17 protein-coding genes are annotated in these 20,554 nt (G+C 67.4%); 5 read left to right on the forward strand and 12 right to left on the reverse strand.

Translation table 11 applies throughout. The features are described from left to right. Positions 1 to 91: 91 nt before the first annotated feature. Positions 92 to 997 (reverse strand): cell division protein CdpA domain-containing protein, encoded by a 906-nt coding sequence (locus EGD98_RS03575; RefSeq protein ID WP_220586981.1) that lies wholly within the window; start codon positions 995 to 997, stop codon positions 92 to 94. Positions 998 to 1,107: 110 nt separating this feature from the next. Here EGD98_RS03575 and EGD98_RS03580 point away from each other — a divergent pair, with 110 nt between their 5' ends. After that, positions 1,108 to 1,833, forward strand: a complete 726-nt coding sequence (locus EGD98_RS03580; RefSeq protein ID WP_220586982.1) for a ribosome assembly factor SBDS — start codon at positions 1,108 to 1,110, stop codon at positions 1,831 to 1,833. 6 nt (positions 1,834 to 1,839) lie between these two features. Here the strand turns inward: EGD98_RS03580 and EGD98_RS03585 are convergent, their stop codons facing one another. Beyond that, positions 1,840 to 2,181, reverse strand: a complete 342-nt coding sequence (locus tag EGD98_RS03585) for an FUN14 domain-containing protein (protein ID WP_220586983.1) — start codon at positions 2,179 to 2,181, stop codon at positions 1,840 to 1,842. A gap of 112 nt (positions 2,182 to 2,293) precedes the next feature. On the opposite strand from EGD98_RS03585, the gene hflX reads away from it, so the two are divergent. Beyond that, positions 2,294 to 3,604, forward strand: coding sequence for a GTPase HflX (hflX, locus tag EGD98_RS03590; protein WP_220586984.1), 1,311 nt, complete (start codon positions 2,294 to 2,296; stop codon positions 3,602 to 3,604). Between the two features lie 13 nt (positions 3,605 to 3,617). On the opposite strand, the gene EGD98_RS03595 is transcribed toward hflX, so the two are convergent. The 6 genes from EGD98_RS03595 to EGD98_RS03620 form a co-directional block, all read right to left on the reverse strand. Continuing rightward, positions 3,618 to 5,045, reverse strand: a complete 1,428-nt coding sequence (locus tag EGD98_RS03595; protein ID WP_220586985.1) for an NAD(P)H-hydrate dehydratase — start codon at positions 5,043 to 5,045, stop codon at positions 3,618 to 3,620. A 38-nt stretch (positions 5,046 to 5,083) separates the two neighbouring features. Beyond that, positions 5,084 to 5,359 carry an acylphosphatase gene (locus EGD98_RS03600; protein WP_220586986.1) on the reverse strand — a complete coding sequence of 92 codons (276 nt, stop codon included), beginning with the start codon at positions 5,357 to 5,359 and terminating at the stop codon, positions 5,084 to 5,086. Positions 5,360 to 5,462: 103 nt separating this feature from the next. Continuing rightward, positions 5,463 to 6,371 carry a DNA-3-methyladenine glycosylase family protein gene (locus EGD98_RS03605; protein ID WP_220586987.1) on the reverse strand — a complete coding sequence of 303 codons (909 nt, stop codon included), beginning with the start codon at positions 6,369 to 6,371 and terminating at the stop codon, positions 5,463 to 5,465. A 65-nt stretch (positions 6,372 to 6,436) separates the two neighbouring features. Then, positions 6,437 to 7,837 carry a sodium-dependent transporter gene (locus tag EGD98_RS03610; protein ID WP_220586988.1) on the reverse strand — a complete coding sequence of 467 codons (1,401 nt, stop codon included), beginning with the start codon at positions 7,835 to 7,837 and terminating at the stop codon, positions 6,437 to 6,439. Positions 7,838 to 7,891: 54 nt separating this feature from the next. Then, positions 7,892 to 9,235, reverse strand: a complete 1,344-nt coding sequence (locus tag EGD98_RS03615; RefSeq protein WP_220586989.1) for a sodium-dependent transporter — start codon at positions 9,233 to 9,235, stop codon at positions 7,892 to 7,894. A 379-nt stretch (positions 9,236 to 9,614) separates the two neighbouring features. Then, positions 9,615 to 10,325 carry an SDR family oxidoreductase gene (locus tag EGD98_RS03620; protein WP_220586990.1) on the reverse strand — a complete coding sequence of 237 codons (711 nt, stop codon included), beginning with the start codon at positions 10,323 to 10,325 and terminating at the stop codon, positions 9,615 to 9,617. Positions 10,326 to 10,499: 174 nt separating this feature from the next. On the opposite strand from EGD98_RS03620, the gene EGD98_RS03625 reads away from it, so the two are divergent. Next, positions 10,500 to 12,455 carry a peroxidase family protein gene (locus tag EGD98_RS03625; protein WP_220586991.1) on the forward strand — a complete coding sequence of 652 codons (1,956 nt, stop codon included), beginning with the start codon at positions 10,500 to 10,502 and terminating at the stop codon, positions 12,453 to 12,455. Between the two features lies 1 nt (position 12,456). Here EGD98_RS03625 and rdfA read toward each other — a convergent pair whose 3' ends face one another. From rdfA to EGD98_RS03640, 3 genes are read right to left on the reverse strand one after another with little or no spacing between them, the layout of a single operon-like run. Beyond that, positions 12,457 to 13,068 carry a rod-determining factor RdfA gene (gene rdfA, locus EGD98_RS03630; RefSeq protein WP_220586992.1) on the reverse strand — a complete coding sequence of 204 codons (612 nt, stop codon included), beginning with the start codon at positions 13,066 to 13,068 and terminating at the stop codon, positions 12,457 to 12,459. Positions 13,069 to 13,122: 54 nt separating this feature from the next. Continuing rightward, positions 13,123 to 13,848, reverse strand: coding sequence for a hypothetical protein (locus EGD98_RS03635; RefSeq protein WP_220586993.1), 726 nt, complete (start codon positions 13,846 to 13,848; stop codon positions 13,123 to 13,125). Next, complete coding sequence (locus tag EGD98_RS03640) at positions 13,841 to 15,190, reverse strand: protein kinase domain-containing protein (protein ID WP_220586994.1); 1,350 nt, start codon at positions 15,188 to 15,190, stop codon at positions 13,841 to 13,843. The genes EGD98_RS03635 and EGD98_RS03640 overlap by 8 nt, the downstream gene beginning before the upstream one ends. Before the next feature lie 132 nt (positions 15,191 to 15,322). On the opposite strand from EGD98_RS03640, the gene EGD98_RS03645 reads away from it, so the two are divergent. Next, complete coding sequence (locus EGD98_RS03645; protein WP_220586995.1) at positions 15,323 to 17,665, forward strand: methyl-accepting chemotaxis protein; 2,343 nt, start codon at positions 15,323 to 15,325, stop codon at positions 17,663 to 17,665. A gap of 2 nt (positions 17,666 to 17,667) precedes the next feature. Further along, complete coding sequence (locus tag EGD98_RS03650) at positions 17,668 to 18,372, forward strand: bacteriorhodopsin (protein ID WP_220586996.1); 705 nt, start codon at positions 17,668 to 17,670, stop codon at positions 18,370 to 18,372. A 186-nt stretch (positions 18,373 to 18,558) separates the two neighbouring features. Here EGD98_RS03650 and EGD98_RS03655 read toward each other — a convergent pair whose 3' ends face one another. Next, the gene (locus tag EGD98_RS03655) at positions 18,559 to 20,451 is read right to left on the reverse strand and encodes a carbohydrate-binding protein (RefSeq protein WP_220586997.1); all 1,893 of its coding nucleotides are present in this window, start codon (positions 20,449 to 20,451) and stop codon (positions 18,559 to 18,561) included. Positions 20,452 to 20,554: the final 103 nt, after the last annotated feature.

Below are 20,554 nucleotides of genomic sequence, written 5' to 3' on the forward strand. Positions count from 1 at the left end.
TTGTTTTTAGCTGACTAGAGCGGCGCGAAGAGAACCATGAAAGATAATGCAACAGTCTCCAGAGCCCGACGAGAGGAGACGTGGTGTAGGTTCAGTTCCGACCGAGAAGCGCCGCAACGCGGTCCAGCAGGTTGCCCAGAACGGTTTCGTCCTCCTCCTGCTCGGCTTCTTTCCGTTTCTGCTCGCGGAGTTCGGCCAGCTTGTTAGTCTGGTCGTCGACCGTCGACGTCGAGCGGTCGGTCTGCTTCTGGCCGCCCTTGACCATCGCCAGGCCCTGAACCTGGTCGTCGACGCTGCTGCGGTGGACGCGTTCGGCCTCGACGTCCAGCCCAGTCGCGTCCATCTCCGCCTCGGTCTCGCTGGTCCGAATCTTCAGCTCGCTTCCTTCAGTCTTCTCGACGCCGCCCCACGTGAGGTCGACGTCTTCCATCGCGGACTCGATGTCCTGCTCGATTTGCTCGTCCGTGATCTCCTCGCCCGCGTCGTCGTCCTCGGCGGTGAAGTCACCGGGTCGGGGTTTCGCCCGGTCGATGTGGTAGGCGACCAGCGCGCCGCCGGTGGCCGCCAGCAGGGCGGCCAGACCGACGCCGTAGACGAACAGGACCTGGACGCTGTAGGTCGGGCCTGGTCCGACCGCCCAGCTGTACGGGTACGCCCAGACGAACCCGCCCAGGCCGACAAGCGAGATAGCTGAGCCGGTGGCCGCACCGTAGAGCGCGCGCTTGCTGACGGGCAGGAGTACGACGACGCTCGACAGCGTCGCGGGCAGGGCGAGCATCCCCGTCGCGATGGCCGCCTCCCGATAGATGAAGTCCGCCGACTCGCCGCCTGCTCCCGTCAACTGGCCGATGGCGCCGATGACGAACGCGGCGATACCGAACCCGATTCCCGCGAAGAACAGCGCGAACCCGAGATAGACGTCGACCTCGCGGTCCGGCTCGCCAATATACGTTCGATACCACTCGAAGAGTCGTCCGTCATCGGTGCCGTCTGTCATAGTAGTTCCTTATAGGGACCCCGTTGATAGAATCCTTTTCCGAACGCTGTGTAATCAGTCTTTCCCGCGTCGCAGTAAGGACTTTACCTGCCCCACCGCTACGCGCTGGTATGATATCACTGGACGAGGCGGTTACGGCGCGCCTCGAATCCCACGGACAGCGGTTCGAGGTACTGGTCGACCCCGACGCGGCACTGGCCATCAAACGCGAGGAGTTCGACGGCGACCTGGAGGACGTCATCGCCGCCGAGGACGTCTTCGAGGACGCCGACCGCGGCGACCGCCCGCCGGAGAACATGCTCGAAGAGGTGTTCGAGACCACCGAGCCGATGGATATCATCCCCGAAGTCATCAAGCGCGGCGAGATACAGATAACGGCCGACCAGCGCCGCGAGATGATGGAACAGAAGCACAAACAGCTCGTCCAGCGTATCACGCGCAACGCGGTCAACCCCCAGATGGACGACGCGCCCCACCCGCCCGAGCGCATCGAGTCGGCCCTGGAGGAGACTGACTTCCGAATCGACCCGATGGAGCCCGTCGAGACGCAGGTCGACGACGCCCTGGACGCCTTGCGGCCCGTAATTCCGATTCGCTTCGACGAGATAACCGTCGCCGTGCAGGTGCCCGCCGACTACGCCGGCAGCGCGCAGGCCAAAATTCGGACCTTCGGCGAACTGGAACGCGAGGAGTGGCAGGCCGACGGCTCCTGGGTCGGCGTGCTAACCTTCCCTGCGGGGATGCAAAACGACTTCTACGACGTGGTCAACGAGCACACGAGCGGCGAGGCCGAGACGCGAATCATCAAAGACGAAGACGAAATCGGAACGCGGTAAGTTCTGTTATCCTTGCTTGAAGCCGACGAGGAAGCCACCCGAGAAGCCGGCCGAGACGGGCAGGGCCGACAGCAGCGACGTAATCCAGCCCGGCGGTTGACTGGCGGCCGCGCCAGCACTGGAGGTCGTGTTCTTCGCGGCGCCGCCGATGGCCTGCCAGTTCACTTCGAGGATGCCACGAGTCTCCAGGAACTTGAACAGCGCCAGCTCGAGGCCGACGATGACCGCGATGAGCTTCGCGACCTTCTTTGCCGCGAAGCCGATGATACCACCGATGACGGCACCGGTACCCAGTTCCAGTCCGATTTGCTGGAGACTGAAATCCAGCTGTAACGCTAACCCTGCCATAGTGGATACCTACCCGTCACGCTGTATAGCCTTTGTGGGACTTCGGCCGATGTCCGGTGGTTTTCGACCCGACCCCTGAGATTAAATAATCGGACGGCCTACGTTCGGGTGAGTGACGGCGACACACACCACAGACAGCGCAGTCGTGGCCAAACGCGTCGACAGCGGCGAGGCCGACACGACGGAGATTCACGACCTCGCCCGAGCGGCTGGCTACGACGTGGTCGGGGAGATAACACAGACTCGCACCGAGGACCCGGCCTACCACCTCGGGGAGGGGAAGGTGACGCGGCTGGCAAACACCGTCGCCCGCGAGGGGGCACGGACGGTCATCTTCGACAACCAGCTGGGCCCCTATCAGACCTACAACATCGGGAACGAGCTCCCGACGGGCGTGACCGTGATGGACCGGTTCCGGCTCATCCTCGAGATATTCGGCCAGCGCGCCCAGACCCGGAAGGCACAGCTTCAGGTCGAACTCGCCGAGCTGCGCTACGAGCTGCCACGCGCGGAAGCCAAGGCCAGCCTCGCGAAACGCGACGAGCGCCCCGGCTTCATGGGGCTGGGCGAGTACGACGAGTCCCGCGAGGAGGACATCAAAAAGCAGATAGCCAACATCCGGGACGAGCTCGAATCCATCGAGGAGACCGAGCGACACCGGCGCAAACAACGCCGGGAGTCGGGCTTCGACCTCGTGGCGCTTGCTGGCTACACCAACGCCGGGAAATCGACGCTGCTGCGACGCCTCGCCGAGGACCTGGAGGTCGACCAGAACGAGGACCTGCATCCGGACCTCGACACGACCGCCGAGAGCGAGGACCGCCTGTTCACGACGCTCGGAACCACCACTCGTCGTGCCGCGGTCGGCAAGCGGGACGTGCTCGTCACCGATACGGTGGGGTTCATCGGGGACCTCCCCCACTGGCTCGTCGAGTCGTTCAAGTCCACGCTCGACTCGGTGTACCGGGCCGACCTCGTCTTGCTCGTCGTCGACATCTCCGAGTCCGTCCAGGAGATACGCGAGAAGCTGGTGACGAGTCACGATACCCTCTACGAGCGCAACGAGGCCCCTATCGTGACGGTGCTGAACAAGACCGACACGGTCGACGACGAGGAAATCGAGCGGAAACGCGAGGCTCTCTCCGCACTGGCCCCGAACCCGGTCGCAGTCAGCGCCGCCGAGGGGCTGAACATCGAGGCGCTGGCCGAGCGAATCGACCTCGAGCTACCCGATTACGAACGCGAGCGGCTGGTGCTGCCGATGACCGACGAGACGATGAGCGTCGTCTCCTGGATTCACGACCACGCCCACGTCGAGACCGTCGACTACGGCGACGAGGTGGTCATCGAGTTCGAGGCACGGCCCGCCATCGTCGAGCAGTCCCGGTCGAAGGCGGGCGACCTCGTCGGCGCGTCGGCCTGATTCCCGACCCGGCTCAGCCCCACAGCACACTCGGAATCGCTTCTGGCAGGTCCGTCGCGACCAGCCCCGAGCCGTACTCCTCGACGACTGTGTCCCCGGCGGCACCGTTGGCGTACGCCCCGACAGCCGCGGCGTGGTGCGGTTCGAGCACGCAGGAAAGCGCACCAGTCACCCCGGCCAGCACGTCGCCGGTCCCGCCGACGGTCATCCCCGCGTTGCCGGTGCGGCTGACCCGTGTCCGCTCGCCGTCGGAGACGATGTCGTAGGCGCCCTTCACGAGCAGCGTGTGGCCGACATCGGCGGCGAACGCTTCCACGAGGTCGGCCCGCTCGCGCCAGTCGTCACTGGTCTCCCCGCCCATCTTCACGAGTTCGCCCTGGTGGGGCGTACAGACCAGCTCGGCGTCGGTCTCGACCTCGGGAACGACCTGCAGGCCGTCGGCGTCGACGACGGCGGTACCGGCGAACCGCTCCAGGAGGGCGCCGACTGCGTCGACGGTGGTCTCGGCACCGCCCAGTCCCGGTCCGAGGACGAGCGTGTCGTGGTCGGCCGCGAGGTCGGCCAGCCAGTCGACGTGGGTCGGCGCGAGTCTGTCGCCGTCGTAGGCCCGGACGATGAGGTTCTCGCTGTACCCCTGTATCTCGCGGGCGACGGCGTCGGGCGCGGCGACGCGGACCAGGTCCGCACCCGCCCGGAGCGCCGCCTGGCCAGCCAGTGCCGGTGCGCCGGTGTATGGACCGCCACCGACGACCAGCACCTCGCCGTTGTCGCCCTTGTGGCTCGCTGGGTCCCGCGAGAGCCGCTGGAGGTCGCCCCGTTCGACGAACCGCTGGGCGGCCTCTGGGATGCCGATGTCGGCGACGGTGACCGACGCCGCGAGCTCGTCCAGCCCCGGCTTCGTATCGTGGAACGTGACGACGTGGTCGGCTTCGACGGCGTTGTCGACGAGCGCGCCCGTCTCGCAGTTGAGACCGGAGGGGACGTCTACCGAGAGAACCGTGGCCTCGGCGTCGTTCATCGCCGCGGCGGCGGTGGCGGCCGGTTCGCGCAGCGCGCCGCTGATACCGGTCCCGAGCATCGCGTCGACAGCGAGGTCGGGGTCGCCGAGCTCGAAGCCGGCGCTGTCGCGGACCTGTTCGGTCGGGTAGTCGGCCGACTGGAGGGCGTCCCAGTTCGCCCGCGAGATGTCGGTAGTGATGGTCTCGGGTCGGCCCAGGAGACAGATTCTCAGGTCGTGGTCGTCCAGAAATCGCGCGGCCACGAGCGCGTCGCCGCCGTTGTTCCCGCGGCCGGCGACGACGGTGACCGAGCTGCCGGGGTCCGCGTGCGCTCGGACCGCCCGCGCGACGGCGTTCCCGGACGATTCCATCAACTGCCTGCGCGGGACGCCCAGGGCCGCGGCGTTTTCGTCGACGACGGCCATCTCGGAGCCAGTGAGCATACCGGCGCTTGGCCCGCCACCGCCCTAACGATGGGGGCTCAGTACGCTATCTCGAACCCGTCTATCCCCTCGGGCTCCTCCTCCTCGACCTCGACTGTGCTGACGCTGGCCATGTCGCTGCCCTCGTAACAGAAGTCGACCATCGCGTCGACGGCCGCCGGGTCGCCCTCGAACACCGCTTCGACGCGCCCGTCGTCCAGATTCTTCACCCAGCCGTCGACGCCCTGCTCCTGTGCGTTGTCCCGCGTCGTCGCCCGGAAGAAGACGCCCTGGACTCGACCCGAGACGTACACGTGTGCTCGCTTGCGTGCCATGGGTCGGGATTCTTGCGGGTGGCAGTTATGTTCGGTGGTCGAGACACTGTTTGTGGTGTTTCGCCGGTCCGTCGTCCAATCGGCGCGCAGCGCCGCAACGGCGCTACAGGTCCCGACCGCCGGAACGGAGATAGTGGAACAGATACGTCTGCGTGTAGCCGGCGTACTCGCCGCCCAGCGTCTCCCGAATCGCCCGTGAAGTGTCGGTGTAGTTACCACGGTCACACTCTGGGTAGAACTCGGCGATGGTCGTCTGAATCCACGTATCCAGCGGGACGGCTTCGAGGTAGCCCAGCGAGAACAGCAGGATGCAGTCGGCCACCTTGTCGCCGACGCCGACGAACTGCGTGAGGTGGTCGCGGGCGTCCTCGAAGGCCATGCCCCGCGCGTCCTCGGGGTCGGCCTCGCCGCTGGCGACCAGCTCCGCCGAGCGCTTGACGTAGGGAGCGCGGTAGCCCAGACTCAACTCCCGGAGGTCGGCCTCGCTGGCGTTCGCGAGGGCCTCGGGCGTGGGGAACGCACGATACGTCCCGCCGTCGAACGCGACCGGCTCCCCGAACTCCCGGCGCAGCGCCTGCTGCATCCCGTGGATGCGACCGACGCGCATCTGGGCCGAGCAGATAAACGAGATGAGCGTCGGGAAGGGCGGGTCGCGGACGATGCGCATCCCCCAGTAGGCGTCGAAGGCCTCCTCGACGACGGCGTCAGACGGGGCCGTCTCGCGAATCGCCGGCAGGTCGTCGTCGAGGCCGAGCAGCGTGTGGAGCGCGTCGGCGGCGTCGAACGTCGCCGCCCACTCCAGGGCGCCGTCGGTCTGGCGCACCCGGACGACCTCGGGCTCGCCGTCGACCCGCAGCGTCGTCCAGTACCCGGCGTCGCCGCCGCTGGCGGCGGTCCGCTCGTACATCTGCCCGTCCTCGCGGTCCCAGAGATACGACTGGCCGCTCTCGACGGTCGCCTGCAGGTCGATACCGCCCGGCAGCGACGCCACGTCGATGGCTCCCCGTTCCATTGGCGGGTGGTTAGCGTGGAGACGCTTCGGGGTTTCTATCCGCTACCGCCGAGGGCGTCGCGGTGTCAGACCGCCGTGTCGACCCGGTGGCGCACGAGCGCGATGGCCACGACCACGCCGAGGGCCGCGATAGCGGCCGCCTGTGGTGCCGTCACCGGGACGCCGAGGACACCACCGAGGCCGGAGACGAGCGTGAACGCGAGAAACAGCGGGAGGACGACGGCGACGGTGTAGTACCACGGTCGCCCCGTCATCCGTGCGACGGTGCCGGCACCGGTCCGGTACTCGTCTATGGCCGCTGGACCGAGGACCCACCCCACGAACAGCAGGAACCCGAGCAACCCGGCGGTCAGCGCGAGGTTGGCGATGGTGTCAGCGAGCAGCGCGAACAGTCCCGGCGACAGCGCGGCGAGACTGCCCGTGAGGAGAAAGAGCCCCCCGACGCCGGCCGTCGCCCGAGCGCGCGTGATGTCGTGTTCGTCCACCAGATAGGCCACGAGCACTTCGAAGATGCTGATGGCCGAGGAGAGTGCCGCAAGCAGGACGACGCCGAAAAAGACCACGCCGACGACGCGACTGTACGGCAGGTCGGCGAACGCGCCGGCGAGACCGACAAACAGCGCGCCGGGGCCACCCTCGCCCGGCGAGACGCCCAGCGAGAACAGCAGGGGGAAGATGACCAGCCCGGCGAGGACGCCGATGCCCGTGTTCAACACGGCGATGATGGTTCCGTCGGCGGCCAGCGAGCGGTCCTCGTCGATGTAGGAGGCGTAGGTAAGCATCGCGCCGGCCCCGACCGAGAGGGTAAAGAGCGCCTGCCCGGCCGCGGCGACGAGCACGTCGAAGAAGTTCGCCCGGAGGTACGCCACGTCGAGCGAGAGGTAGAACTCGTAGCCGCCGGCGCTGCCGGGGAGGGTCCAGGCCCAGACGGCGAGGCCGCCAAACAGGACGACGATGCCCGGCACCATCACTGTCGTCGCCAGCTCGATACCTCGGTCGACGCCAGCGTAGACGACGGCCACCGTCGCGAGCAGGAACAGAGCGTGAAAGGCGGCGGCGCCGACACCGAAATCGATGGCGGCGAAGTACTGCTGGGGCGCTCCGAAGTACGCCCCGGTCGCGCTGGCGGCGGTGTAGCGGAGAATCCAGCCGCCGACTACCGAGTAAAACGAGAGGACGACCACGGACGCAAACAGCGCAACGCCGCCGAGGACGCGCCAGGGGCGGCCACCCAGCTCCCCGAAGGCACCGACCGGGTTACGGCGGCTTCGCCGGCCGATGACCATCTCGCCGAGCAGTCCCGGCACGCCGACCAGGACGATGACGAGGACGTACAGCAACAGGAACGCGGCGCCCCCGTTGGTCGCAGTCAGCCAGGGAAACCGCCATATATTGCCGAGACCGACGGCACTGCCGACGGCAGCGAGGACGAACCCGAGCCGGGTCCGCCACGTGGCTCGTGTCATCGTCTCGGGCTCCTCCCACTCACGCAAAAGCCTGTCGAGTGTGGCCGAAACACGTCAGAACGGCGCGAAGAAGGCGCCGTCCTCGACGAGGAACAGTTCGTTGATCCCGAGTGCCAGCGTGGCCAGCACAGCGACCACGACGACCACGCGGAGCGTCCAGAGCCACGCCGACCCGCCGGCGCCCAGCCCACCGGTCCCCTCGCGCAGCTCGGCGACGGCGTCGGCCCCGAGTACCCACCCGACGAAAATCGTCGTGGCGAGCACCGACAGCGGGAGAAAGAGCTGGTAGGCCACGCTGTCGAACCAGGTCAGCCATCCCGTATCCCACGCCGAGGGCAGCCCCAGCACGAAGAGCCCGACACCGATGACCGGCGCGAGCACCGTCCGGGGCACGTCGTAGTTGTCGTTGGCGTAGGCGACGGTCACCTCGAGCAGGCTGATGGCCGAGGACAGCGCCGCGATGAGGACGACGCCGAAGAAGACGACACCGAACAGCCGACCGAACGGAACAGAGCCAAAGCCCGCGGCGGTGGCGACGAACAGCGCGCCCGCGCCGCCGCTCTCGGTCGTGATCTCGGCACCGATGGTCAGCAGGATGGGGAAGACGACGAGTCCGGCCAGCACGCCGACGAGCGTGTTCGTCACGACGATGGCCCCGCCGTCGACGACGAGGTTGTCGTCGCCACCGACGTATGAGGAGTACGTCACCATGATGGCCATCCCCAGCGAGAGCGTGAAGAAGGCCTGCCCGACCGCGAAGGGGATGATGCTCCCGGCGTTTGCGACCATCTCACCCAGGTCCGGTGAGAGGAAGAAGTCGTAGCCCGCACCGGCGCCGGGCAGGGTCGTCACCCAGACGGCCAGGGCGACCATCAGGAGGAGGATGCTCGGTACCATCAGCTTCGTCGCGGTCTCGATGCCGTCCTCGACGCCGAGCGAGACGATGCCGACCACCAGTGCCAGGAAGAGCGCCTGGGCGAGCACCGCCTCCGGCCCCGCCGACACCGCGCCGAAGTAGCCCGCCGGGTCCCCGAAGTACGCGCCCCGGGCGCTCCCCAGAACGTAGCGCAGCACCCACCCGCCGACGACGTTGTAGTACGAGAGGATCCAAAAGCCCGTGAGCACGGCCAGCGCGCCCACGGCCCGCCACTGCCGGTGGCCCAGCCGCTCGAAGGCGTCGACAGCGTTGACGTGGGTCCGTCGCCCCAGCACGAACTCCGCGAGCATCGCCGGGAAGCCGATGAGCGCGACGGCGAGGAGGTAGAAGACGACGAACGCCGCTCCGCCGTTGGTCGCGGTCTTGAACGGGAACTGCCAGAGGTTCCCGAGACCGACTGCGCTCCCGATGGCTGCCAGTACAAAGCCGGGACGGGTCGCCCACGTTTCACGGTCTGCCATTTTCCGTGCCGAGCTACTCCCGCGCTGCTGTTAACAACTGCGATTGTTTTATTTTTGGCTGACTGTAGTGCCACGGCGTCCAACAGATAGCGACTGCTCAGTCACCGACCAGGCGGCGACCGGGACGCCGGGGCGCGTCGTGCGCTATTGCTGTCCGGCTCACTGCTCGCAGGTCGTTCCTCCCCGTCGTCGGGCGGCTATGCCGCCCGACTGCCTGCGGGACCTTCGGTCCCGCTCCGCTCGCAATTCGAGGAAGCTCCTTGCGGTCGCTTCTTCGCCCCGTTAGCCGTTGTCGGGCGGCTTTGCCGCCCGACTGCTTGAGGGACCTCCGGTCCCTCTCCGGTTCGCTTCGAGGTGCTTCCCTGCGGTCAGCACCTCGCTAGGCTTCACCGTAGACCGGCACGGCGGCGCCACTAGTTACCCCCGCCGCGTCGGAGCACAGAAACAGCATGACGGCGGCGATTTCCTCGGGGTCGACCCACGCGTCGAAGTCGGCGTCGGGCATCATGTCGCGGTTCATCGGCGTATCGATGACGCTCGGCATGACGCTGTTTGCTCGCACCGTGCCGAGGTTCTCCTCGGCGATGGTCTCGGTCAGGATGCGAACGCCGGCTTTGGTCGCCCGGTAGAGACCGTCTCCTTCGCCGCCCTCCAGCGAGGAGCGAGCGGAGACGGAGACGATGGCACCCCCGGTCTCTTGGACGTGCGGGAGCGCGTGTTTCGAAGCCAGGAACATCGTCTTGAGGTTGACGCCGAAGAGGAAATCGAAGGTGTCAGCGTCGGTCTCGTGGATGGGGTCGCCGCCGCGCCACGTCCCGGCGATGTTCAGGAGGTAGTCCAGCCGGCCGTGTTCCTCGACGATGGCCTCGATTGTGTCGGCGACCTCTCCCTCGTCGGTGAAGTCGCCCTGGTGGAAGTGGATGCGGCCGGGGTCGTCGAGCTGGAAGTCGTCGCTGTCGGGAGCGACGACGTCGGCGCCACAGACCGTGGCGCCCGCTTCCAGGAAGGCGTTGGCGACGGAACTGCCCAGCGCCCCGCCGACGCCGGTGACCAGTGCGACCTCACCGTCGAAGTTGAAGCTGACGGACATATGTGGATTGACGGGTCGGGACCGCAAAAAATCGGGGGATGGGCTGCGTCCCGGTGTGACAATCGGCGTCTGTGCCGCTGTCTCGGGACGCCAGACCAGATTGAGAGCCTCTCCCAGAACTCTCCGCGTGCTGCCGTAGGTTGGATTTATGATATTTCGGTATCACATACTCGTATGCACAGACAACACGGGCTGACGGAGAACAGAGGCATAAACGAGGCCGCGATGACGAACGCCGGCCCGGTCCGGAGCCACCGCTTCGGGAACCGTTTTGCCGAGCTCGACGTGTACGACCGGTCGCCGGCGTTTCTCCGTCGGCTGGGGAGTGCGGGCGGGCCGCTGTTTGGCGGCTCGGACCCCGACGACGACGCGGAGCTGCCCGCCGGTATCGCCTTCTTCGGGCAGTTCGTCGACCACGACGTCACGTTCGACCCGACCTCCGCCATCGACCGGCGTAACGACCCGGCTGCGCTACGGAACTTCAGGACACCAGCGCTGGACCTGGACTCAGTCTACGGCACTGGCCCGGAGGTCAGTCCAGAGCTGTACGACGGCCGAGACCCCGACGGGGCGAAGCTCCTTACCGGGACCGACGGCGACCCTGTGCCCGGCGACGAGGACGCCCCGCGGGTCGCCCGCTACGGTGCGACTGACCTCCAGCGCAACGAGCAGGGCGTCGCGATACTCCCCGACCCGCGGAACGACGAGAACGTTGTCATCTCGCAGTTACAGCTGGCGTTCGTCAAGTTCCACAACCGGGTTGTCGACTACGTCCGGTCCGGCCCCGGTCACGGGCTCGTCAGGGCTGGCGAGGACTACTTCGATGCCGCGGAACGACTCACCCGCTGGCACTACCAGTGGCTCGTCACCGAACTGTTCCTTCCGGCGATCTGTGACGGCTCTGTACTGGACGACATCGAGGCAACCGGTCGGCAGTACTTCCTGCTGGGCGACCGAATCGCGATACCCGTGGAGTTTGCCGGCGCCGCCTACCGGTACGGCCACAGCCAGATTCGAGACACGTACACCGTCAACAGCGAGACAACGGACGTGGAGTTCTTCCCCGGTCCCTCCGTCGAGACACTCGTTGACCTCTTTGCGGATGCCGACCCCGATAATCCGCCGGACGTGTCGGCGATGGCTGACGCAGAGAGCGGGGCGGAGATGGGGGGGCAGAGCCTCGCTGGTGGGGGACCAGTCCCGAACGAGCTGCTCGTCGACTGGGGCCATTTCTTCGACTGCGGGGACGGGACGACGCCACAGCCAGCACGCAAGATCGACCCGCAGCTCCCGCCGGCCCTGTTCCTCCTGCCGTTCGTTCCGGAGGGTGAGGAGCAGTCGCTGGCCGCCCGGAACCTGCTTCGAGGCGTCGCACTCGGCTTGCCGGGGGGGCAAGCCGTCGCCGAAGCGATGGATATCACGCCGCTCTCGAACGCCGAACTCCCGCTGACCGACGACCGGAGCTTCCAGTCGTATCTCCGGAGCCAGTGTCGCGGTGCCGACGAGGACGCCCCGCTCTGGCTGTACGTCCTCGCCGAAGCCGAGGCCCAGCAGGACGGTCACAGTCTCGGGGCGGTCGGGAGCCGCATCGTCGCGGAGGTCCTCCTCGGGATGATCGATGCCGACCCCGACGCCTATCGCAACGTCGACCCCGGATGGCGGCCCGCGCTCCCGCGACCAGTATCGAGTCCCGAACTGGACGACCCGCACACGTCGACCGCGCCATACGGGTTCGGTGACTTCCTGCAGTTCGCGACCGGTCCGGTCCCCGACGGGCTCGAAATCGCCGCTGTCGACGCCGACGGCTCCGGTGGGGCGCCGGCCCCCGACACTGTCGACGAGGCTACGGGCGGCGAGGCTGTCGTGCTGGAACATACGGGTGCCGGCCCGCTGTCGCTCGCCCACCACGCCATCGATTTCGAGGACGACCAGACGAACGAGTTCGGGGACATCACGCTGTCGCCGGGCGAGTCGCTCGTCGTCTACACCGGCAGCGACGACCTGGAGAGCGAGGACTACCGTGTCCTCACGCTGGGCTACTCACAGCCGGTCATCGACAACACCGGCGAGAGTGTCACCGTCACGACGCCGACCAACGAGGTCAGCGCGTTCGCCCGCTTCGAACCCTAGACTACGCTCGCTGACAGTCACAGCCCCGCGCTTCGAGCAGCTCGGTGACGGAGTACTGGCTCCCGCAGTCCTGACAGAGCACCTGCGCTTCGAGCAACACGTCGAAGCTGTCGATGTCGAGCCGGCCCGTCGCTTGCAGGCTCTCGATGCGGTCCTCGGTGACCGACAGCGTCCGGGACAGGAGCCGCTGGATGCTCTCGATGTCCGACTGGACCTTCTCCGCGTCGGAGGGCCCCTCGTAGGTGGCGTCGCGATACTCGGTGAGGTAGCTCCGAATCGCCTGGTAGGTGACGAAATCCCGCTCCAGCGCGTCGACATCCACACCCTCGCGAGACAGCCGGGTCCGTGTCTCGGTCCTGACCCCGGCTGTCACGTCCTCGTCGGTCAACTGCTCGTAGGTCCTCTCCACGTCGCGCCGGAGCGCGTTCGACCCGGCAGCGCGCAACGTTGCTTCCAGCAGCCGTCTGTTGAACAGCGCGGCACAGTCCCGGAGACTCAGCCGCTCCGGTCCGTCGGCGGTCCACCGTCGTTCGAGTTCGTCGCCGAGTCCGTCGAGCCCGTAGCGGTCGATGCAGTTGGCGACCTTGCTGTCCGGCCGGTCGGATGGGGCCATTGGTCGTGGCTGTGGCCCGGCGCCGTATAAACGGTGGCGGCGATTCGGGCCCGCTCAGAGGCTCGCCAGGTTCTGTCGGAGTTTGATAGTCGCCGTCATCAGGGTCGTCGCGGTCATGATGACGAAGACGACCTGGATATGCAGGACGACGATGCGGTCGAGGCCGACGAGGACGGCCAGGTCGAGCGCCGGCACCAGCGCCGCAAACAGCAACACGGGAAGCAGATGGCGCAACAGCGTATCGACGACGGTGCCCTGGACGCGGGCCTCCGCCGCCCCCCGCCGGCCGTAGAGCCCGCCCGCAAGCGCAAACCCGAGGGCACTCACGCCCATGACCGCGAGCAAGAGCGGGTGCCGACCGACCAGTGCCAACCCCGCGAAGACGACGCTGACACCGACGACGGCCGCCCGGGTCAATCCCCGCTCCGAGTCGGCCTCGCTCCCGGCCGTCGCCGGGACGACGCTGCGATACAGCACCCGAAGCGCGACGGCGAGGACGAACACCGCCGCCAGGAGCAGCCCCATCTTGAACGGCAACACGTACACTGTCAGCAGTTCGACCAGCCCCAGCAGGGCAAAGCCGACCGAACACAGCCCGGCGAGGACGAGCGACTCCCAGAGCCCGTCGCCCGTTCCGACCTCGCTCGTCTGGCGGTTCCGGTAGGCGTAGTAACTGAACCGGACGCCCAGGACCGAAAGCAGCGTCAGCGCGATGAAGAAGATGAACGTCAGGTTGGGGTTGTTCGGCGCGTACGGCAGGCCGACGGCGATGCTACGCATCGTCACCTCGCAGGCTCCGGAGCTCCTGCCGGAGGTGGGCAGCCGTCTCGTAGCGGGCGAGTTTCCGCCGGGCCATCGCCTTGCCGACGATATCGTCGACGGCGGGCGGGACGTCCGCGACGGCGGAGGGGTCCGGTGGGCCCGACGAGAGGACCTCGTCGCGGACCGCGTCGAACGCGCCGGTGTACGGGGCCTTCCCGGTGAACAGTCGGTAACACACCGCACCGAGCCCGTAGATGTCGGTGGCGTGGTCGATGCGACCGAAGCGCCGCTGGTAGTACTCCGGGGCGGCGTACCGGGGGTCGAGAAACTGTGCCGGGTCGAACTGGTGGCGGTACACCGACAGTAGCCCGAGGTTGTCGAGCAGCGGCGGCTGCCTGTCGCCCTCCTCGATGACGTTCCCGTAGTAGGCGACCGCGTCGGCGTCGATGCCGGCGTGGACAACCCCGCGCTCGTGGAGTGTCGAGACCGCCGCCGCGAGCCGCTCGGCGTGCCAGGCAGCCTCGGCCGGCGGGAACCGACCCTGGTCGGCCAGCGTCTCCGCCGTGTACTCGGTCGCCAGCCACAGCCGCGGGTCGGCTTTCCAGTCGTACAGCGTCACGACGTTGTCCACGTCGGCGACGGCCGCCCACTCTTCCAGCCGGGTCGCCAGCTGGGCGGCGAAGGCCCCGTCGCCCTCCGCCGGGCTGTCGAGTAGCCGCAGGCCGACGGCGTACTCGGTCTCGTCGACTACGCCCAGCGTCCGGTAGGTGTCGCCGTAGCGGCGGCGCTCGCGCGGGGCCAGTATCGAGAGGCGGTCGAACCGGCTCTCGTACTCCACGAGCGAGCGCCACTCGGCGTCGGCCGCCTGGGGCCGCTGCCCGATGGTGTTGCCGTCCTCGTCGTCCGCCTGGGGCTGCTTCTCGTCGTCCCCGTCGTCGGTGTACACCTGCCGGCCGTCGTCGTCGGCCCCTTCGCCGGCAATCCTGGTCCGCCCGACGTCCCGTCCGTCGGACCCGCCCCGGGTAGGCGTCGACCGGTCGACACGGTGGGTGGGTTCGACGGTCGACGCCCACTGGTCCAACCGGTCCTCGACGACCTGGGGATAGCGGTCGGCGACGTACTCGAGTGCGAGCGTGGCGGCCAGACTCTCGTCGGCGCGGGCCGCGAGTTGCCCGACCAGCGAGGCCACGTCACCGGGATGTTCGTCCGCGACGACACACAGTGCCGTCGCCGCACCCAGGCGGACCTGTCGGTCACCGGCGTCGAGGAGGTCGAGCAGCCGCGGGACGTGGTCGCGGTCCACGTCGGTCGCGGTGAGGACCTCGGCGACGAGCGCACGGGGGTCTCTCTCCGAGGTCATCAGTAGATAATCCTACCATCTACCGTCCGAACTCATCACTGTTTTGGTGAGCTCCGTTCCGGCGGGCAGCAGTTTTCACGCCTGAGAATAGCGGAGGAACGCTTTACACGGAAACTCCCCGATACTCACAGGATGTCAAAAGACCGAGATTCGCCGCTGCCGAGCGTCGTCGGCGACAGTTACGCCGCACGGCTCGGCGTCGCCCTCGCGTTCGCCATCGTCGTCGTCGTCGCCTTCGGTGCCCTCATCAGTGCCCAGGCGTCCGCGACACTCGCGGAGGACGTCGAGCGCGACACGACGGCGCTCTCAGACACACAGGCGGCACAACTAGACGGATGGCTGACGACGGCCCGCCGGGACGTCCGAACGACCTCGCGTCTCCCCGTCTTCGCTGACGGCTCGCAGTCGGCCGTTCAGGACAGACTGACGGGCCTCGTGGCGAACGAGGAGGTGCCGCCGGACGTCGTGGCGGTCCACTACGTCAACACTTCGAGCGGAACCATCACTGCCAGCTCGAACGAGCAGTTCGTCGGCGTCAACGCCACGGAACAGGGCGCAGCCTTCGCGACTGACCCGCCCGAGTTCAGCGGGCCCGACGACACCCACGTCACCGACCCGTTCTCGGTGTCCGTCGTCGACCACCCGATAATCGCCGTCGTCTCGCCGGTGGCCGGGGCCGAGAACCGCGCCATCGTCTACATGACCGACCTCGAAGCGCGGGCCGAGTCGATATCTAACCAGCGCGAGGGGTCCTACACGACAGTCGTCAACGGGGACGGCGAGTTCATCGCCCACCCGAACACCTCGCGTATCGGCTCTAGCGCACCGGTCGCGTCGGGCGCGGACGACCCGGTGAGCTCACTCGACAGCGGCCAGAGTACGTTCGTCGAGACCGACGAGACGCTGCTGGGAATCTCCCGGCTCGAGAGCCACGACTGGTCGGTGATGGTCCACGCCGACCGGGCCCAGGCCTACGCCCTCTCGGACCAGATTAACTCCGACCTCGTGGGGCTCATCCTGCTTGCGGTCATCAACCTCGGGCTGGTCGGGGTGACCATCGGCGGCAGCACAATCGCCTCGCTGCGCCGACTCTCCTCGAAGGCAGAGGCGATGGCCGGCGGTGACCTCGAGGTCGACCTCGAAACCGCTCGGTCGGACGAGTTCGGCACGCTGTACGGCGCCTTCGACAATATGCGGACGAACCTCCGGTCGAAGATATCCGACGCGGAAGCCGCCCGTGAGGAGGCGGAGTCGGCGAAACAATCGGCCGAAGCCGCCAGGGAGGAGGCCGAGCAGGCACGGACGGAGGTCGAGGCCGAGCGCAACGAGATGGAGGCCCTCTCGAGTCACCTCGAACTGAAAGCAGCGGAGTACTCCACCACGCTGGAATCGGCCGCTGACGGTGACCTCACCGCTCGCGTCGACACCGATAGCATGAGCGATGCGATGGCCGACGTCGGCCGGGAGATCAACGCGACCCTCGACGCGCTCGCTGGCACTATCGCCGATATGCAGGACTTCGCCGACAACGTGATGGGGGCCAGCGACCGGGTCGAGACCAACGCCGAGCGCGTCGGAATGGCGAGCCAGCAGGTCTCACAGTCCATCGAGGAGATATTCGAGGGTGCGACCGAGCAGAGCGAGCGCCTCCAGGAGGGGTCGGCCGAGATGGACAACCTCTCGGCGACCGCCGAGGAGGTAGCTGCCTCGGCCCAGGAGGTCGCGAACACGTCCCAGTCGGCCGCCGAAGTCGGCGAGGACGGCCGCGAAGCCGCTCAGGACGCCATCAGTGAGATGAGCGCCATCGACGAGGAGACCGCCGAGACGGTGAGCGAAATCAACGCTCTGGAGGACGACTTAGAGGAGATCGGTGACATCGTGAGCGTCATCACGAACATCGTCGAGCAGACGAACATGCTGGCGCTGAACGCCTCTATCGAGGCCGCACACGCCGACAAGGACGGCGACGGGTTCGCGGTCGTCGCCGACGAGATAAAGGGACTCGCCGAGGAGACGAAAGCCGCCGCCGCGGACATCGAGGACCGCATCGAGCGCATCCAGTCCCAGGCCGGCGACACCGTCGACACCATCGAGTCGACGAGCGAACGCATCTCCGAGGGGGTCGAGACCGTCGAGGAGACCGTCGACGCCCTGGAGACCATCGTCGAGTACACCGAGGAGGTCGATACCGGCATTCAGGAGATAGACCGCGCAACTGAGGAACAGGCCCGAACCGCACAGGACGTGCAGGCGACAATCGACGAGCTGAGCACCATCTCCCAGCAGACGGCGGCAGAGGCCGACACGGTCGCCGGCGCGGCCGACGACCAGGCGGCCTCCATCGAGACGGTGACCGACTCGGCCCAGGACTTGCGCGCCCGCGCAGAGGACCTCGAATCCGTCCTCGAACAGTTCGAGGTCGACGAGGCCGGGCTGGACGACACGAGCGAGGCGGCCGCTGCGGGGGACGACTGACAATGGCTACGATAACGACCTGGTTCACGCTGGGACTGCTCGGTGAACTGCTCGGGACCGCGCTGCTGGCCTATGGGTACCGGCTGGTCCCCGAAGCGACGCGGAAACGGTATCTCCTGCTGGTCGCGATTCCCGGCATCGCCATTTTCGCGTATCTCCTCTTGGTTCTCGGTATCGGCGCCATCGACGGCGGCGGCCACACTGTCTACGTGGTCCGGTACGTCGACTGGCTACTGACGACGCCGATAAACGTCCTCTATCTGGGGCTGCTCGCCAACGCGAACCGCGAGGCCATCGGCAAACTGGTCGGCCTCCAGGCGCTCACCATCGTCTTTGGCTTCGCCGGCGCGGTCGCCAGTGGGGCGCTCGCATACGCCCTGTTCGCGCTCGGGGCCGCGGCCTTCGCCGGTGTCGTCTACCTGCTGTACTACGATGTGGCCGATGCGGCCGTCGCCTCGCTCTCGGACGTGGAGGCCAGCCTCTACCGCACACTCAGGAACTTCGTCGTCGTCCTCTGGTCGGTCTACCCCGTCGTCTGGCTGCTCGGCGCCGCGGGTGTCGGCCTGATGGACGTCGAGACGGCCTCGCTCGTCATCGTCTACCTGGACGTGGTGACGAAGGTCGGGTTCGGAATCATCGCACTCAACGCGTGGCTGACGATAGACAGCGTCACGACTGCCGACGGCAGTAGCGTCGCGGCAGACTGAGCGGTCTCGGGTGCGAACTCGCCCGCGTCCCGGTGTCGACTCCCTCACGATGGGGGGTGGTCGTTGCTGCCGTCGTCGCCTTCACTACCACCAGCGTCCTCCGTTCGATCGTCACCGGACCGGTCCATCACTCGCTATCGTCTGTGCTCCGAGCGACACTCCGGGGGTCAGTACCCGGGGACCGGGTCACGTGCCACCGCCGTTTTGCCAGCGCTCGACCAGTTCGAGCAGCGTCTGGTCGTCGATTGTCCGGCCGTCGGTGCCGGGGACAGGCGCCTCGTCGTGCCAGTAGTCGACCGCGTCTAGAATCTCAGCGTCGTCTATCTCACCGTCGTCGTCTTCGTCGAGAGCTGTCGCCATCGACACCGCCTCATCGTCGTCGCCAGGGGCCACGGTTACGGTCCCCTGCATCTCGCTTCGGTGGGGCCGACAGGAGTACTCGTATGTTCCCGCGACGTCGAACGTGTGCGTGTGGCTATGGCCGGCGCTCTGGGTGCCGTCGACGCCAGCCCACTCTGCGCCGTCGGGCTGTGCATCGACGGAAAGCGTGTGGCCGTCGGCGTCCCACTCGAAGGCGACCACGGTGCCAGGCTCGATTTGCAGGGTCGCCGGCGAGAACTCGCGGGCGCCGTCGGGTGCGACCGTCACCGTCTCGTCGGCGTCGGGATGTGGCTCCGCCTCTTCGAGTTCGAACCAGTTGAGATTCCAGTACGGTTCCTCTGCACGGATACGGAGGACGCACTCTCCGGCCCCGAGCTGGATTTCGCCGGCGGAGACGGTGGTGTAGCGCTGCCAGCCGCCGGTCCCGTCGAAGGAGGTCGACGCTACGCGGTCGCCGTCGACCGCTACCGAGAAGCCGACGACGTCGTACTCGTCTTCCGATGCCACACGCGCCCTGAGTTCGTACGCGCCCGTCTCGGCCACCTCCACCGTGTACTCCCACCACTCGCCGCTTTCGACGTCACAGATGTTGTAGCCGTTTTCGCTGGCCGCCTCGAGGTCGACGCTCTCTTCGGGCCGGTAGGGCTCGCCGGTGGTCCCCTCGGTGCCGTCGCTGTAGGCGACACCCGCGCCCCCGATGTCGAAGTCCTCGGCCGCGACGCGGCCGGGGACAGCGTGTGGCCCCTCGTAAGGCCGCTGTTCGGGGTCGCCCTGGCCGAGTTTGTCGTAGACGACGTCGAAGTAGTCGGTCTTCTCGTAGCTCTCGCTCCCGCAGTCGTCCCCCCAGTACGGCGAGGTCATGTTCATATCCTCGCCATCGCCGTTCCACGCCCAGCCAAGTACCGGCCAGCCCAGCGACGCAGCTCGATCGACCAGCGCCGACCAGTCTGCCTCACCGTCCCGGCGGCTGCCGAACTCGCCGACGATACAGGGGTAGTCGCTGTTCTCGTCCATGTACTCGACGTCGCTCGTTTTCACCCAGCGTCCCTGGTCGTCGTTCCAGGCGCTGGGGTAGATGTGGGCCGAGAGGATGAGGTTGTCGTCGTCGAGCGACGCGGACGCGTCCGCGCCGACCTGGTACGCCTGTCCCCAGCCGGGGATGTCGATCACGATTGGCCCGGTGTAGTCGGTGCCGGACCGGACCGTCGAGACGGCCTCGTTGTACGCCCCGGAAAACTCCTCGCGGGTCGTCTCGTGGTTGCCCCACTCGTTGTGGAGGTTGACGACGAACGAGGAGTTCGCAGCGAGATAGTCGTAGTTGTCGACCCACCACTGGGCGGCGTCCAGCAGGTCCTCCTTGCTGTTGGACCCGTTGTTCGGGTAGTGGTGGCAGGTCGCGACGACCTGGAGCCCGTTGTCGGCGGCCTCGTCTAGCCACCGTCTGGCGTCGGCGAGGTCGGCCGACGTCTCCCCCCACGACGGCGGTTCTATTTCTATCCGGACCGTCTCTATCTCGGGGTGGTCGGCCAACAGGCCCCAGCCGAGGTCCTGAGTCCCGTCACAGAAGTACGACGGCTGGAGGTTGACGCCGTCGCCGAACCCGACCGACGCGGTCGAGAGACCGGCACCGACGCCCAGCCCGGACCCGATAGCCACACCAGCGCCAGCCGCTCTGAGGAAGTCGCGTCGCGCGAACATGGTTTCAGGAGAAACAACGCGAAGAAAAATGTGCCGGTCCGGTTGTGGCTCCGCGGTCGGTGCGCGGGCGACGGTCGGGGGGCGCGGGAGCGACGGACAACCG

The organism is Haloarcula salinisoli, assembly GCF_019599405.1.
GTDB lineage: Archaea > Halobacteriota > Halobacteria > Halobacteriales > Haloarculaceae > Haloarcula > Haloarcula salinisoli.